Consider the following 15,178-nt stretch of genomic DNA (forward strand, 5'->3'; position numbering starts at 1 on the left):
GCGTCAGCCCGTGGCCAGTTCCTGCGCCAGCTGCCCGACCAGTTCGGCCGCGGGCAGCGCGCGGGCAAGCGGTGCACCCTGCCCCGCCCATTGCGCGGCGAATTCGAAATCCCCTTGACGCTGGGCGACGGCGAACAGCTGCTTGGCCGCGTCATAGGCGCGGGGATAGGCGGCGGGGCGCGGGCTGCCGTCACGCTCGCAATAGTCGATGAAGCGGTTGACCATGCCCCGTGCCGGACGGCCCGACAGCACCGGCGTCAGCCGGGTATGCTGCGCGCGCGCACCCAGCAGGTTCTGGCGGTAGCTGGCATTGGCGGCGGATTCCGGGCAGGCGATAAAGGCCGTGCCCAGCTGCGCCGCGGCAGCGCCCAGCCGCAGGGCCGCGGCGATCCCCTGCCCGTCCATGATCCCGCCCGCAGCAATCACCGGCAGGCGCGTTCCCGCGACCAGCAGCCGAACCAGAACCGAGGTCGGCAGCCGCTCATCGGCAGCGGTCGGGTCGAACATGCCGCGATGGCCCCCGGCCTCGATCCCCTGGGCGACGATGGCATCAACGCCAGCGGCCTCGATCACGCGGGCCTCGGCGGCGTTCGTGGCGCTGGCCATGGTAAAGATGCCCAATTCGCGCAGCGCCGCGATCTGGTCCTGCGGCGGCAGGCCGAAATGAAAACTGACGACAGCCGGGCGGGTGTCCAGCAGCATGCGGAACGCCTCATCGCCGCTGAGGAAACTGGGATAGATCTCCTCCAGCGCCAAGGGCGGTTGCACGCCGAATTCCGCGAAAAGCGGGACCAGAAAGCTCAGCCATTCCTGATCGGCATCGGGGTCGCGCGGCGCGGTCTGGTGGCAAAAGACGTTGACGTTGAAGGGCTTGTCGGTCAGGGCACGGGTTTCCTCGATGGCTACGCGGGCCTGCGCGACCGTGCTGGCCCCGATCCCCAACGAGCCCAGCCCGCCCGCATTCGACACTGCCGCTGCCAGCGCGGGCGTCGAGACCCCCGCCATTGGCGCCTGAATGATCGGCAGTTCCAGTCCCAGATTCAACATCGCTTGCCTCCTCGTTCGTCAGCCTGCTTCCTGCGCCTTTCCCGCAGCGACTGCAATCATCGCCGCGCCAAGCGCGCTGTCGCCCTGATCGCGAAGAGCCTCGCCAGCGCTGCGGATATCGCGGGCCTCCTTGTTCTGGCTTAGCTTGAACTTGCCCTCCAGCCGGGTGATCTGGATTTCCAGCCCGACAATCGCCTTCAGCATCGCATCCAGATAGTCGCGCGGCGCATCGCCCATCTTCCATGGCACGGGTTGCGCGGCCTCGTGCCGCTTGGTCAGAAAGGCCAGGTTATGGCGCAGGAAGCGTTCGTCATCGCGCAGGGTGACCCGGCCATGGGCATGGACCACGGCATAGTTCCAGGTCGGCACCTGTCGATGCGTCTCGTGCTTGCTGGGATACCAGTTGGGCGAGACATAGGCCTCGGCGGCGCGAAAGACGACCAGCACCTCGTCCCCGGTCGCAAGCTGCTGCCAGACCGGGTTGGCGCGCGCGACATGGCAGCCCAGGCTGCCATGCGTGCCCTGATCGCGGAGCAAGTGAAAGGGGATGTGATTGGCATCCAGCCCGCCCGCGCCATGGATGATCAGGATGCCCAAAGGGTGCTGATCGATCAGGTCGTGCAGGATCTGGGGACGGGATTCGGCAAAATGGGGCGGGATATACATGGCAGGTCCGGCTTGCAGGTGATACCCGCTTCTGCCATCGCGACTGGTCTGGATGACAGGGCCAGTTTGTGGCAATTTTCGTGGGCCAGTTGCGGAAAGGCCAAGGACATGAGCGGCACGGGCGCGCGCCAGATCTGTCAGGAATTGCGCGATCAGATTCTGGGCGGGGCATTGTCGCCGGGCGATACCCTGCCCTCATCTCGCGCGCTTGCGGCTGAGCTGGGCGTGTCGCGCACCACCGTGACCACCGCCTATGACCAGCTTCTGGCCGAAGGCTATATCGAGGTCCGGCAGGGCGCGCGGCCAAGGGTCATCGCGTCGGCAATGCTGCCCGATGCGCCCCGCAAACCGCTGGCCAACGCACCTTCGGCGCTATCCGCCTTTGGCCGCCGAATGGCCGCCATCCCGTCATGGCCCGAATACCGGCGCGAGGGGCTGGCGGTCGATTTCCGTCATGGCGATGTCGCGGCCGCGGATTTCCCGACCGCGCTTTGGCGCAAGGCGGTCTCGAACGCCGCCATGCAGCGCCCCGAGCGGCTGTCCTATCAGGACCCGCGCGGCACGGTGCGGCTGCGTCGGGCGCTGCAGGGCTATCTGTGGCGGGCACGGATGTTGCACTGCGATCTGGACCAGATCATCGTCGTCAACGGCTCGCAGCAGGGGCTGGACCTGTGCGCAAGACTGCTTCTGGACCCCACGGACAGCTTTGCCATCGAAAACCCCTGCTATCCGATGGCCCGCAATGTCTTTGCCGCGACCGGCGCGCGCGAGGTGCCGCTGTCCGTAGACCGGGACGGGCTGATGACCGAGACGCTTGAGGCAGTTTCGGCGCAGCTGGTCTATCTGACCCCCTCGCACCAGTTTCCGCTGGGCGGGGTCATGCCCATGCTGCGACGCAGCCGGGTGCTGGACTGGGCCGCCACCCAAGGGGCACATGTGATCGAGGACGATTATGACGGCGAATACCGCTATGACCTCGACCCGGTGCCACCGCTGCACAAGCTGGACGACAATGGCCGGGTGATCTATCTGGGCACCGTCTCCAAGACCCTGTCGCCAACCCTGCGGCTGGGCTACATGGTGGTTCCGCGCGATCTGTCCGACGCCTTTGCCACCGCCAAGCGCCTGACCGACCGCCACGCCCCGGTGTTGGAGCAGGACGCCCTGGCCAGCCTGATCGAATCCGGCGCCTATGAGGCCCATATCCGCAGGATCAGGCGTCACCACAATGACCGCCGCAGCGCCCTGATCGCCGCGCTGCAATGGCATTTCGGCCCGAAGCTGCGGATCGAGGGCGAGGCAGCAGGCCTGCATCTGGTCGCATGGTTCCCCCATATCCAGCATGAGCGCGAGGCCGCACTGATCCGCGCCGCCCATGCCCGTGGTCTGGGCCTGCATTCCATCGCGCCGCATTACTCGGCCATTGGGCAGCCCCGACCCGCCATGCCGGGTCTGGTCATGGGATATTCGGCGCTGAGCCTGCGCCAGATCGAAACCGGCGTCGGGATGCTGGCCTCAATCCTTGAGGCCGGTCCCTGGGACTAGAGGCCCGCGCGCAGCTTTCTGACCAGCCGGGTCGCGCGGCGCAAGGCGGTCAGGGCCGCGCCGATGGCGATGATCCACAACGCCGCGCGCAGGATATCACCTTGCCCGCCCCAAAGCGGCTCGGCCAAGGACAGCAGCGCTGCGCCAGTGACCAGCGCCATGCGGTGCTGCTTGGCCATCGGTCCGGCGAAATCCGCGCCAGCGCCGCAGCCAATCCCCAATTGCCGGACATAGGCGGTCAGAAAGGCAAAGCTGACCGCCGCCCAGCCAAGCGCGGGCTGACCCACGCCCATGGCGACCCCCATCAGGATCAGCAGATCAGCGACCCGGTCGGGAAATTCATTCCAGAACCCACCATCGGGCGAGGCCCGCCCGGCCTCGATTGCGACCATGCCGTCGAACAGATTGCACAGCAGCCGCAACTGGCAGAAGGCCGCGCCAAGGATCAGCCAGATCGCCCTGCCCTGTGCCTCGCCCGCCAGCCAGAAGCTACCGCCCGCCAGCAGCGCGGCCCCGATCCCGGCGATCGAGATCTGATTTGGCGTGATGCCGGTTCCGGCCAGCCAGCGGGTGATGCGCGCGGCCCAGCGGGTGTCGCGGCTGGCAAGGGGGCGGCGGTTTTCAGGCTCGGCCATGGTTCATCCCAGTTTCCAGAAATATCGGGTGACGTGGAAAAAGATCGGCGCGGCGAACAGCACCGAATCCAGCCGGTCGATGAAACCGCCATGCCCGGCAATGGAATGGCCCCAGTCCTTGACGCCGCGATCACGCTTGATCGCGGACATGACCAGCCCGCCCGCAAAGCCCATCATCGTGATCAGCAGGCTCATCCCCGCGGCCTGCAGCGGCGTAAAGGGCGTCATCCACCACAGGGCCGTGCCGATCAGCGTGGCGGACAGGCTGCCGCCGATGAACCCCTCGACGGTTTTCGAGGGCGAAAGCTTCGGCGCGATCTTGTGCCGCCCGATCAGCTTGCCCCAGACATATTGCAGCACGTCGCTAAGCTGGACGACGATCACCAGAAAGGCGATCAGCAGCACGCCCCGCCCGGCCGGAATGTTCAGGTTCAGCAGCGCCGGGACATGCGACACGCAGAAGACGCAGATCATCAGCGCCCATTGCATTTCCGCAATGCGGATCAGGTAGTTGCGCGTTTCCCCCGCCAAAGCCGAGATGATCGGCAGCAGCAGAAACACATAGACCGGGATAAAGATCGAATAAAGCCCGTACCACTTGATCCAGACCAGCCAGAACTGCACCGGCAGCACGATGAAGAACGCCGCCGCCAGCGTGTTGTGATCGGCGCGGGTGGCGTTGGTCAGGGTCATGAACTCGCGCAGGGCCGCGAAAGAGCACAGCGCGAACAGCGCGATCACGCCCACATGCCCGCCAAGAAAGGCCAGCGCCAGCGCCAGCGTCATCACCCACCAGGCGCGGATGCGGTCGTTCAGGTTCTCGATGGCGGAGCTTTCGCCCTGCGGCGAATAGCGCCGGGCCAGCGCCCAGCCGACGACGGATGCAAAGACCAGCACGCCGCCGATCCCGGCGATGACGGTCAGAAGGTCGGAACGTGCGTCATCCATCAGTTGGCCTCGGGCTGGGGTTTGAGCGACAGCAGCGCCGCGCGCGCGCGGTTCAGGAAATCGTCCTTGGCCTCATCGGGTGCGACATGCAGAGCCGCGCCGAAGATCACCTTGCACATCAGCGGCACGGGGATCAGCGCGCCCTTGGGCAGGACCCGGTTCAGGTTCTCGATCCAGACCGGGACCAGATCGACCTGCGGACGCTGGCGGGCAAGGTGATAGAGGCCGCTTTTCAGGGGCAACAGCGCCTCATCCGTCTGGTTGCGTGTGCCTTCCGGGAACACGATCAGCGATGCGCCGGCATCCAGCGCCTCGGCCATCAGGTCGACCGGGCCGGTGGTGGTCTGCCCGTTATTGCGCTGGATCAGCAAAGCGTTGAACACATCCTGCCCGATGAAGCTGCGCAAACGCCCCTTTTGCCAGTAATCGGCCCCGGCGACGGGCCGGGTAGCCTGCTGCTGGCGCGGCGGCAGCACGGCCCAGATCAGGATGAAATCGCCATGGCTGGCGTGATTGGCGAAATAGATGCGCTGCCGCGCCTGACCGGGGTCGAGGCCCTGCCAGACCGGACGCACCGCCGTAACCGCGCGTGCGAAAAAGGTGATGGCCCGCCCGCTGAACTGCGCCAGCCCGCTGCGCATACCCTGAATCGCCATCCCGTCCCCCCTTGCCGTTCCCGACAAGGGGGTTATGGCAATATTGCGGGGGCGCGATCAACCACCCACGCCCGCGTGATTTCGGTTGCCACAGGGGTCGGCGCGCTTTATCGGGCCGCCTGCGGCGTCATGCGCCCGGATTTGCGACAGGAGGAGACCCGGATGAGCGCGACGCCCGACCGGCAGCATCGGATGACACCCAGCGATATCCTTGCCCGCAAGGGGCAAGCGCCGATCGCCTGTCTGACCGCCTATACCACGCCCATGGCCCGGCTGGTGGACGCCCATTGCGATCTGGTGCTGGTGGGCGACAGCCTTGGCATGGTGCTGCACGGCTTGCCCTCGACCGTCGGCGTCACAATGGAAATGATGATCCTGCATGGCAAGGCGGTGGCGCGCGGCATCGAGCGCGCCTGTCTTGTCGTCGACATGCCCTTTGGCAGCTATGAGGAATCCCCCCAGCAGGCCATGCGCAACGCCGCCCGGCTGATGTCGGAAACCGGCTGTCAGGCGGTCAAGCTGGAAGGCGGGCTGCACATGGCCGAGACCGTGGCCTTTCTGGTCGCGCGCGGCATCCCGGTCATGGGCCATGTCGGCCTGACCCCGCAGGCGGTGAACACGCTGGGCGGCTACAAGGTGCAGGGCCGGGGCGAGGACGGCGCCCGCATCGAGGCCGAGGCCGCCGCGCTGGCCGAGGCCGGGGCCTTTGCCGTCGTTCTTGAAAAGCTGCCGCAAAGCCTTGGCGCGCGGATCACCGGCGCGATCCCGGTCCCGACCATCGGCATCGGTGCCGGACCGGAATGCGACGGTCAGGTGCTGGTCGTCGATGACATGCTGGGCCTGTTCGGCGATTTCCGCCCGAAATTCGTGCGTCGCTATGCCGAGCTGGGCGACAGCGCCTCGGACGCCATCGCCGCCTATGCCGAGGATGTCCGCGCCCGCCGCTTCCCCGGCCCCGAACATGTCTTTGCCGATCACGTGGCGCGGAAATGACCCGGATCGTCCGCTCGCTGGCCGAGTTGCGCGACCTGACCCGCGACTGGCGCGCGGCGGGCGCGACAATCGGCGTTGTTCCCACGATGGGCGCGCTGCATGACGGGCATCTGAGCCTTGTCCGCGCGGCGCAGGCCGAATGCGACCGGGTGATCGTGACGCTGTTCGTGAACCCGCGCCAGTTCAACAACCCCGAGGATTTCGCGAAATACCCCCGGACCGAGGATGCCGATGCGGCGATCCTGTCGCCGCTGGGCGCGGATGTGCTGTTCGTTCCCGACGCGGCCGAGGTCTATCCGCCCGGTCATGCCACCACGATTTCCGTCTCGGGCGTCAGCGAGCCGCTGGAGGGCGCGCATCGCCCCGGCCATTTCGACGGCGTGGCGACGGTGGTGGCGCTGCTGTTCAACATGACGCGGGCGGATCGCGCCTATTTCGGCGAAAAGGACTGGCAGCAGTTGCAGGTCGTGCGCCGGATGGTCGCGGATCTGCATCTGCCCATCCTGATCGTGCCCTGCCCGGCCATTCGGGCGGCGGACGGGCTGGCGCTGTCCTCGCGCAATCAGCGGCTGTCGCCCGATGCGCGGGCGCGGGCGGCCTTGTTGCCCGCGGTGCTGCTGGGAACGGCGGCACGGATCGAGGCGGGCGGGACCATTTCCCCGACCCTTGCCGGGGCCACGGTAAAGCTGGTCGAGGCCGGGTTGTCCCCGGTCGAGTATCTTGAGTTGTGCGACGCCGAAAGCCTTGGCGAGGCACAGCCCGGACGCCCCGCGCGCCTGCTGGTCGCGGCTTGGCTGGACGGTGTGCGGCTGATCGACAATGTCGCGGTGACACTCCCGGCGCAGGGCTAAACGCCCTGCCCGGCGGCACGGGCGGCGCGGCTCTCAAGCCGTTGGAACAGATGGTGGATCAGCACCGCGATGATGCCGACCACCATGCCGCCTTGCAGGACAAAGGCGGTGTTCGACGACAAAAGCCCGGCGATGATGACCTCGCCCAGGGTCTTGGCCGCGACCGTCGATCCGATGGTCGCCGTCCCCATCGAGATCACCGCCGTCAGCCGCATCCCGGCAAGGATCAGCGGCAGCGCCAGCGGCAGCTCGACCTGCCACAACCGCTGCCTGTTGGTCATGCCCATGGCGCGGGCGGCCTCGGTGACTTCGGGCGGCTGATCGGTCAGGCCCGCCAGCGTGTTTTCAAATACCGGCAGCAGGCCGTACAAAAACAGCGCAACCAGCGTCGGCGCAGTCCCAAACCCCATGACCGGCACGGCCAAGGCCAGCACAGCGACCGGCGGAAATGTCTGCCCGACCGAGGTGACGGTCCGCGCCAAGGGCAGAAACTCGCGCCCCGAGGGCCGCGTCACCAGCACCGCCAGAACCAGCGCCACCAGCGTCGAGGCAAGCACCGCCACCGCAACGATGGCCAGATGCGAGAGCGTCAGGGCCAGCAGGCTGGTCTGGCCATAGATCGGCGGTGCGCCATTGCGGGTAAAGGGCCGAAACAGCGACGCGAAGCTGTCAGGGCTCAGCAGAAAGATCAGCAAAAGCCCCGCCACCAGCGCCGGAAGGACGCGACCGATCATTCCGGGGCCTGACGGGCATGGGCGCGCAATGCCGCCAGCGTGACAATGCCGCCGCCTTCGACGGGCAGGGCGTCACGGCCGCTCCACAGGCATTCGGCCAAGGCATCGCGCAGACTGGCGTCAGCGGGAATGGCAGGGCCTTGCGTCTGTCCCGGCTGGGTCATGCCCGAAACGGCGCTGAGCGACAGCAAGTGAAAGGCGCGCTCGCTAGGGCCGATCAGCGCCTGCACAAAGGGCGTGGCGGGATCGGTCAGGATGCGTTCGGGCCGGTCGTGCTGCAAGATCCTGCCGTGATCCATGACGGCGATGCGGTCGCCAAGCTGCACGGCCTCGTTGATGTCATGGGTGACAAGGATCATGGTCGTGCCCAATTGCCGCTGGACCCCGCGCAGATCCGCCTGTGCGCGGGCCCGCCCGATCGCATCCAGCGCGCCGAAAGGTTCGTCCAGCAGCAGCAGATCGGGCCGCGCCGCCAACGCCCGCGCCACGCCCACGCGCTGCGCCTGCCCGCCCGACAGCTGATGCGGCATCCGATTGCGAAAGGTCGCGGGGTCCAGCTGGAACAGCTGCAACAGCTCATCCACCCGCGCCCCGATCTGCGCGGGCGGCCAGCCCAGCAGGCGCGGCACGGTGGCGATATTGCGGGCCACGCTGTGATGGGGAAACAGCCCCACCCCCTGAATGACATAGCCGATACGCCGTCGCAGCAGATGCACCGGCTGGCCCGCCACATCCTGCCCCCCGATCAGTACCTGCCCGGTCGTGGGCTCGACCAGCCGGTTGATCATCCGCAGAAGCGTGGTCTTGCCCGAACCCGAGGTGCCGACCAGCGCGGTGATTTCGCCCTCGGGGACGTTCAGGCTGACATCGTCGACCACCGGAACGCCGGCATAGACCCGCGTCAGGTGGTGCAGCTCGATCATGCTTGCGCGCCCCGGCTCATGCCCAGCAGCAGGTCCATGACGATCCCGGCCAGCAGCGCCAGCGCGATGGTCGGCAGCGCCCCCAGCAGCACCAGATCCATCGCCGTCTGGTTCAGCCCCTGAAAGACGAAAGTGCCAAATCCGCCGCCTCCGATCAGCCCGGCGATCACCGCCAGACCGATATTCTGCACCAGCACGATCCGCACCGCCGCCAGCAGGCTGGGCAAGGCCAGCGGGATCAGCACCTGCGCCAGCAATTGCCCGCGCGTCATGCCCAGACCCAAGGCCGCCTCGCGCACCGGAAGGGGCACACCCTGCAACCCCGAGAGCGTATTCGACACCACCGGCAGCAGCGCATACAGAAACAGCGCCACCAGCGCCGGAAAGCTGCCGATACCGGATACCCCCAGCCGATCCGCCCCCGGCAGGGTCGCGATCCAGCCCAGCAGCGGGATCATGATCCCGAACAGCGCCAGCGACGGGATGGTCTGGACGATGTTCAGCACGGTCAGGACCGGTCCCCGCACGCGGGCTGTCAGATAGATCGCCACCCCCAGCGGCAGCCCCACCGCCAGCGCCAGCCCCAGCGAGCCGAAGGCAAGCGCCAGATGGGTCTGCGTCTCGGCCAGAAATGGCCCGCGCCGGGTCGCATATTCCCGCATGACCGAGACCTGATCCAGCAGCCCCGATCCCAGCAGAGTCGCTGCCAGTGCCAGAACCCCGGCAAGGATCAGCCAGCTTGCCGCCACCGAGGGCCGCAGACGCGTCAGCCCGTCGGCCAGCATCAAGGCAAAAGCCGCAAGCAGCAGCCAGAACCCCGAGGCCGGGGCCACCCGCGCCAGCCCGTTCCCCTTGGGCAACAGATGCCCCGCCGCCAGTCCCAGAGAGGAGATGACCCCGACCAGCCCCAGCAACGCGGCAGCGGTCCTCAGCCAAGGCGACCAACGCCCAAGGCACCCAGCGGTCAGGATTGCCGCCAGCCCCGCCGCTATCAGCGGTCCGACAGCGAATCCGGCGGTCAGGGCGATGCCTTCGCCCGGCACGATCCGGTTCGGTCGCAGATGGACAAGGGGCAGGAACAGCCCGGAAATACCCACCAGCGCGAACAGGACCCCCGGCCGCGACATCATGCGGTCACTTCAGGAAGCCTGCCCCGGTCAGGAAATCCTTGGCGACGGCCTGCGCGGGCTCTCCACCCACCTGAATTCGACCGTTCAGGGTCTGCAAAGTCTGCAAGGTCAGCGCCTGAAAGATCGGGGCCAGAACCTCGCGGATCTGGGGATGCGCTTCAAGCACCTTGGCGCGGATGATCGGCGCGGGCTCATAGACGGGCTGGACGGCCTTGTCATCCTCCATGACCAGCAGGCCTGCCTCGGCAATGGCGCCATCGGTGCCATAGACCATGGCCGCGTTCACCCCGGAAATCTGCTGCGCCGCCGCCGCGATGGTCGCAGCCGTATCGCCGCCCGCCAGTTGCACCAGCTGATCGGGCTTCAGGGTAAAGCCATAGGTCTGCTGGAACGCCGGAAGCGCTGCGGGCGAGGTCACGAATTCAGCCGAGGCCGCCAGCTTGATCGCCCCGCCCCCCGCAATCCATTCGCCCAATTGCGACATGGTGGCGATCCCGTTCGCGCTGGCAATGTCCTGACGCAGCGCAATCGCCCAGGTGTTGTTGGCGGGCGCAGGGTCCAGCCAAACGATATCATTTTGCGCCTTGTCCAGTTCGGCCACGCGGGCGAAACCCTGCTGGGCGTCCTTCCAGACCGGGCTGTCGGCCTCGTTGAAGAAGAACGCGCCGTTCGCGGTATATTCGGGATAGATATCGATCTGCCCGGCGGTGATCGCATCGCGCATGATCGGCGTGCCGCCCAGTTGCAGCCGGTCCTTGACCGGCATTCCCGCATCCTGCAGCGCCAGCAGGATCATGTTGCCCAAAAGGCCGCCCTCGGTATCGATTTTCGATGAGACCACGATGTCCTGCGCTTGTAGCGGCGAGGCCAGCAGGATCAGCGACAGGGCGGCGGCACGTGACAGCATGGCGAATTCTCCCGATACAAGGGGATGGCGGCTCGATGCTAGACGCGCGGGATGTGGAATTGGTTCCCGTCAGCGATAGCCTGACAGCGATTGCCCCGCCTGCCGCAGCAGCGATCCGAACCGGGCCGAGAAATCCTCGGCCGAATGTTCGTCCAGCGACCCCGCCAGATGGATGGCCCCGACCGGGCGGCCCTGACCATCCAGCACCGCAACCCCAAGGGCGATCTCGTGATGCAGCAATTGCCGGACGGCGACGGCATGACCGCGTTGCCGCGTCGCCTGAACCTCGGCCATGACCTGATCCAGCGTGGTGATGGTCTGGGGGGTGAAGGGCGTGACATCCGAGCGGGCAAAGATATCCGCGATCTCGGCGTCGGACAGCCGCGACAGCACCGCCAGCCCCCCCGCCGTGCAATAGGTCGGCACGGTGTTGCCGGTCAGCGTCGCGGTGAAAATCTCATGCTTCGAGGGCATGCGCAGCGCATAGATCAGCCGCGTGTCGTCCCACAGCGACATGTCCACCCGCTCATGCGAGCGGCGGCGCAGCTCCAGCAGGACCGGCGTCGCCTTTTGCAGAATCGGGTTCAGGCGCAGGCTGGAACAGGCCATGGTCAGGATGCGCTTGCCCGGCAGATAGCCCCGATCCTCGTCATCGCGCATGATCATGCCCAAGGCCTGCAGCGTATGCACCATGCGCTGCGTGGCGCTGCGGTCCATTCCAGACAACTCGGAAATTTCGCTGAGCGTCAATGGCTTGGGGGTCATTTCGAAAACCGACAGGATTGCCACTGCCCGTGCCGCAGCGCGCACGAATAGCGGGTCTTCGCCAAATTGTTCAGCTTCTGCGGGATCGAATGTCGAAACTCCGGTCAGTTCGCGAAACATGAGACTGGTCACCCCAAGTAGAAGAATTTTCGTTGACAGCCGCATCCGGCATGACGTTTCATTTCGATAACGATGTATTGTCTGTCGATACATTTCAATCGAAACGTTACGATCAGGAGCTTTCGATCCCATGCGTGTCGCGTTTGCCGGCTTCCTGCACGAGAGTAACAGCTTTGCCAGCGCGGCGGCCGATATGGCGGCGTTCCGGCAGGGCGGCGGCTATATCCCCCTGACCCGTGGCGCGGCACTGCGAGAGGCGGCGCGGGGCGTCAATCTGGGCATTGCGGGCATGCTCGATTATGCCAACCGCGCCGGATGGAACATCGTTCCGATCCTGTGGACCGGGGCGATCCCCTCGGCCCCGGTGACGCGCGAGGCGTTCGAGACGATTGCCGATGACATAGTGCAGGGGCTGGCCGATTGCGGCCCGATCGACGCGATCTGTCTGGACCTGCATGGCGCGATGGTCGCCGAGCATGTCGAGGATGGTGAAGGCGAGTTGCTGGCCCGCATCCGAGCCGCCCGTCCCGACCTGCCCATCGCCTGCGCGCTGGACCTGCATGGCAATATCACGCCCCAGATGTTCCAGCATTCCGACATCATGGTCGGCTTCCGCACCTATCCGCATGTCGACATGGCGGAAACCGGCTGGCGCGCGGCGGCGGCTTTGGATGAAATGCTGGCAAGTGGCCGGAAATGGGCCAAGGCGATGCGCCGCATCGATTTCCTGATCCCGATCGCCTGGCAATGCAGCGAGACCGAGCCCGCCCGCGGCCTTTACCGAATGACGCGCGAACTGCCCGAAGGGGTGGCGACCGCCTCGATCTTCATGGGTTTTCCGGCGGCGGACTTCCCCGGATGCGGCCCCGCGGTGCTGGCCTATGGCCCCGATGCCCTTGCCGTTCAGGCCCATGCCGACCGCATGGCCAAGGCCCTGACCGAGGCCGAGGCCGATTTCGCAGGCCGCTCCTATGACCCCGAGGACGCCGTGCGCGAAGCGATGCGGCTGGCGGTTTCGGCCACCCGCCCGGTGATCATCGCCGATACGCAGGACAATCCGGGTGCGGGCGGATCGTCCGACACCACCGGCATGCTGCGCGCGCTGATCGCCTGCGGGGCGCAGGGCGCGGCGCTTGGCAATTTCCACGACCCCGAGGCCGCGCGAGCCGCTCATGCTGCGGGCGTCGGTGCTGAAATCACCCTGCCGCTGGGTGGACGTTCCGGGCTGGCGGATGACGCGCCCTTCCCGGTCCGCGTCCGCGTCGCCGCGCTGTCCGACGGTCATGTCCATGCGACCGGCCCCTATTACGGCGGCACCCGCATCGACATGGGACCTTCGGCGGCGCTGGAAATCGACGGCATCCGCGTCGTCGTCACCAGCCATATCGCCCAGATGGCCGACCGCAATTTCTATCGCATGGTCGGGATCACCCCCGAGGACCAGAAGATTCTGGTGAACAAAAGCTCGGTGCATTTCCGCGCCGATTTCGAGCCCATCGCGGAAACCATCCTGGTCGCCACCGCCCCCGGCGCGATGCCGCTATGCCCCTCGGCCCTGCCATGGACGCGGCTGCGCGCAGGCATGCGGCTGCGTCCGATGGGACCGGTTTTCAAAATCCAAGAAGAAACCCAGCAACAGTGAGAGAGAAGACGAAGATGACCCATTCGAAGACGCTTTCGATGAAAGCGGGCCTTTTTGCCTCGGTATTCGCTCTGGCCGCTGGCGGGGCGCTGGCCGAGACCACCGTCACCGCCGTCATGCATTCCGACCTGCGTGTGCTGGACCCGGTCATCACCACCGCCCATATCACCCGCGACCACGCCTATATGATCTATGACGTGCTGGTGGCCGAGGATGAGACCGGCAAGATCCAGCCGCAGATGGCCGATGTCACCGCTTCCGATGACGGGCTGACCTATACCTTCACCCTGCGCGACGGGCTGAAATTCCACGACGGCGCGCCGGTCACCGGGGCCGATGTCGTCGCCTCGCTGCAGCGCTGGGGCAAGCGCGACACCGGCGGCCAGATGATCATGGACGTCACCGCCTCGCTGGAGGCCAAGGACGACAAGACCGTGGTCTGGACGCTGAGCGCGCCCTTTGGCCCCTTCCTTGAAACCGTGGGCAAGCAATCGGCGTTGCCGCCCTTCATCATGCCCGCGCGTATCGCCCAGACCCCGGCGGATCAGGCGATTCAGGAACATATCGGCTCGGGCCCGTTCAAGTTCGTGACCGAGGAATTCCAGCCCGGCGTCGGCGCGACCTATGTCAAGAACGAGGACTATGTGCCCCGTTCGGAACCCGCCTCGGGCTATGCCGGCGGCAAGGTGGTCAATGTCGACAAGGTGCGCTGGCTGACCATGCCCGACAGCCAGACGGCGGTGAACGCGCTGCAATCGGGCGATATCGACCTGATCGAATCCATGCCCGTCGACCTGATCCCGCTGCTGGAAGGCGATGACACGGTTGCCGTGGAAAAACGCGCGGCCTTTGGCTTCCAGACCATGGGTCGGATGAACTTCAAGCACCCGCCTTTCGACAATCCGAAGATCCGTCAGGCCGCGCTGCTGGCCATGTCGCAGGAACCGGTTCTGGCCGCGCTGACCGCCAGCCCGGAATATTATCAGGTCTGCGGCGCGATCTTTGGCTGCGGCACGCGGCTGGAAAGCACCACCGGAACCGAGACCCTGACCGCCGCCGGCAATCCCGAAGCCGCCAAGAAGCTGCTGGAGGAAGCCGGCTATGACGGCACCCCCGTCGTCCTGATGCAGCCGACCGAGGCGCCGACGCTGAAGGCCCAGCCGGTGGTCGCAGCCCAGCAACTGCGCGCGGCGGGCTTCAATGTCGACATGCAGCCGATGGACTGGCAGACGCTGGTCACGCGCCGCGCCTCGATGGAGGCACCCGCCAATGGCGGCTGGAACATGTTCTTCACCAACTGGCAGATGTCCGAGGTGGCGAACCCGGTAATCAGTGTGATGCTGAACGGGCGCGGCGACACCGCGTGGTTCGGCTGGCCCGATGACCCCAAGATCGAGGAACTGCGCAAGGAGTTCATCGCAGCCACCACCCCCGAGGCCCAGAAGGCCGCCGCCGACAAGATCCAGGCCCATGCGATGGAAACGGTCAGCTATGTGCCGCTTGGCGAATACAACTTCCCGCAGGCCCGCCGCACGGTCCTGACCGACATGGCCCCGACCCCGGTCCCGGTCTTCTGGGGCCTGAAGAAGTCCGAGGAGTAACGCCGCCAATCGGCC

The 15,178-nt window shown here is 66.5% G+C and carries 15 protein-coding genes; 5 read left to right on the forward strand and 10 right to left on the reverse strand.

Features of this window, described 5'->3' with window-relative positions:
• Positions 1-3 precede the first annotated feature (3 nt).
• Both IB235_RS16920 and IB235_RS16925 read right to left on the reverse strand, forming a co-directional pair.
• On the reverse strand, positions 4-1,047 hold the full coding sequence (locus IB235_RS16920; protein WP_192337683.1) for a nitronate monooxygenase family protein: 1,044 nt from the start codon (positions 1,045-1,047) through the stop codon (positions 4-6).
• Between the two features lie 18 nt (positions 1,048-1,065).
• Positions 1,066-1,713: an FMN-binding negative transcriptional regulator gene (locus IB235_RS16925; RefSeq protein ID WP_192337684.1), complete on the reverse strand. Its 648-nt coding sequence runs from the start codon at positions 1,711-1,713 to the stop codon at positions 1,066-1,068.
• A gap of 108 nt (positions 1,714-1,821) precedes the next feature.
• Here IB235_RS16925 and IB235_RS16930 point away from each other — a divergent pair, with 108 nt between their 5' ends.
• Positions 1,822-3,258, forward strand: a complete 1,437-nt coding sequence (locus IB235_RS16930; RefSeq protein ID WP_192337685.1) for a PLP-dependent aminotransferase family protein — start codon at positions 1,822-1,824, stop codon at positions 3,256-3,258.
• On the opposite strand, the gene IB235_RS16935 is transcribed toward IB235_RS16930, so the two are convergent.
• The 3 genes from IB235_RS16935 to IB235_RS16945 are packed head-to-tail and all read right to left on the reverse strand — an operon-like array spanning position 3,255 to position 5,497.
• Positions 3,255-3,893 (reverse strand): CDP-alcohol phosphatidyltransferase family protein, encoded by a 639-nt coding sequence (locus IB235_RS16935; RefSeq protein ID WP_192337686.1) that lies wholly within the window; start codon positions 3,891-3,893, stop codon positions 3,255-3,257. The genes IB235_RS16930 and IB235_RS16935 overlap by 4 nt on opposite strands.
• Positions 3,894-3,896: 3 nt before the next feature.
• Complete coding sequence (locus IB235_RS16940; protein WP_155040734.1) at positions 3,897-4,841, reverse strand: phosphatidate cytidylyltransferase; 945 nt, start codon at positions 4,839-4,841, stop codon at positions 3,897-3,899.
• Positions 4,841-5,497 carry a lysophospholipid acyltransferase family protein gene (locus tag IB235_RS16945; RefSeq protein ID WP_225612415.1) on the reverse strand — a complete coding sequence of 219 codons (657 nt, stop codon included), beginning with the start codon at positions 5,495-5,497 and terminating at the stop codon, positions 4,841-4,843. The genes IB235_RS16940 and IB235_RS16945 overlap by 1 nt, the downstream gene beginning before the upstream one ends.
• A 162-nt stretch (positions 5,498-5,659) precedes the next feature.
• On the opposite strand from IB235_RS16945, the gene panB reads away from it, so the two are divergent.
• Together panB and panC are read left to right on the forward strand one after the other, a co-directional pair.
• Entirely contained in the window at positions 5,660-6,490 is an 831-nt protein-coding gene (panB, locus tag IB235_RS16950) for a 3-methyl-2-oxobutanoate hydroxymethyltransferase (protein ID WP_192337687.1), read from the forward strand.
• A complete protein-coding gene (gene panC / locus IB235_RS16955; protein ID WP_192337688.1) occupies positions 6,487-7,341 on the forward strand; it encodes a pantoate--beta-alanine ligase in 855 nt (284 codons plus the stop codon). The genes panB and panC overlap by 4 nt, the downstream gene beginning before the upstream one ends.
• On the opposite strand, the gene IB235_RS16960 is transcribed toward panC, so the two are convergent.
• The 5 genes from IB235_RS16960 to IB235_RS16980 all read right to left on the reverse strand — a co-directional run bounded on the left by IB235_RS16960 (position 7,338) and on the right by IB235_RS16980 (position 11,920).
• Positions 7,338-8,075: an ABC transporter permease gene (locus IB235_RS16960; protein WP_192337689.1), complete on the reverse strand. Its 738-nt coding sequence runs from the start codon at positions 8,073-8,075 to the stop codon at positions 7,338-7,340. The two genes, panC and IB235_RS16960, sit on opposite strands and share 4 nt — an antisense overlap.
• Complete coding sequence (locus IB235_RS16965) at positions 8,072-8,998, reverse strand: ABC transporter ATP-binding protein (protein ID WP_192337690.1); 927 nt, start codon at positions 8,996-8,998, stop codon at positions 8,072-8,074. Before IB235_RS16965 ends, IB235_RS16960 begins: the two co-directional genes overlap by 4 nt.
• Positions 8,995-10,125, reverse strand: a complete 1,131-nt coding sequence (locus IB235_RS16970; RefSeq protein ID WP_192337691.1) for an ABC transporter permease — start codon at positions 10,123-10,125, stop codon at positions 8,995-8,997. Before IB235_RS16970 ends, IB235_RS16965 begins: the two co-directional genes overlap by 4 nt.
• Positions 10,126-10,132: 7 nt before the next feature.
• A complete protein-coding gene (locus IB235_RS16975; protein ID WP_155040740.1) occupies positions 10,133-11,035 on the reverse strand; it encodes an ABC transporter substrate-binding protein in 903 nt (300 codons plus the stop codon).
• 69 nt (positions 11,036-11,104) lie between these two features.
• Positions 11,105-11,920 carry an IclR family transcriptional regulator gene (locus IB235_RS16980; RefSeq protein WP_192337692.1) on the reverse strand — a complete coding sequence of 272 codons (816 nt, stop codon included), beginning with the start codon at positions 11,918-11,920 and terminating at the stop codon, positions 11,105-11,107.
• A gap of 130 nt (positions 11,921-12,050) precedes the next feature.
• Here IB235_RS16980 and IB235_RS16985 point away from each other — a divergent pair, with 130 nt between their 5' ends.
• Both IB235_RS16985 and IB235_RS16990 read left to right on the forward strand, forming a co-directional pair.
• On the forward strand, positions 12,051-13,562 hold the full coding sequence (locus IB235_RS16985) for a M81 family metallopeptidase (RefSeq protein WP_192337693.1): 1,512 nt from the start codon (positions 12,051-12,053) through the stop codon (positions 13,560-13,562).
• Between the two features lie 14 nt (positions 13,563-13,576).
• Entirely contained in the window at positions 13,577-15,163 is a 1,587-nt protein-coding gene (locus tag IB235_RS16990) for an ABC transporter substrate-binding protein (protein WP_192337694.1), read from the forward strand.
• Positions 15,164-15,178 lie beyond the last annotated feature (15 nt).

Origin of the sequence: Paracoccus sp. PAR01, from assembly GCF_014851995.1 — a bacterium.
In the GTDB taxonomy this organism is placed as follows: Bacteria; Pseudomonadota; Alphaproteobacteria; order Rhodobacterales; family Rhodobacteraceae; genus Paracoccus; species Paracoccus litorisediminis.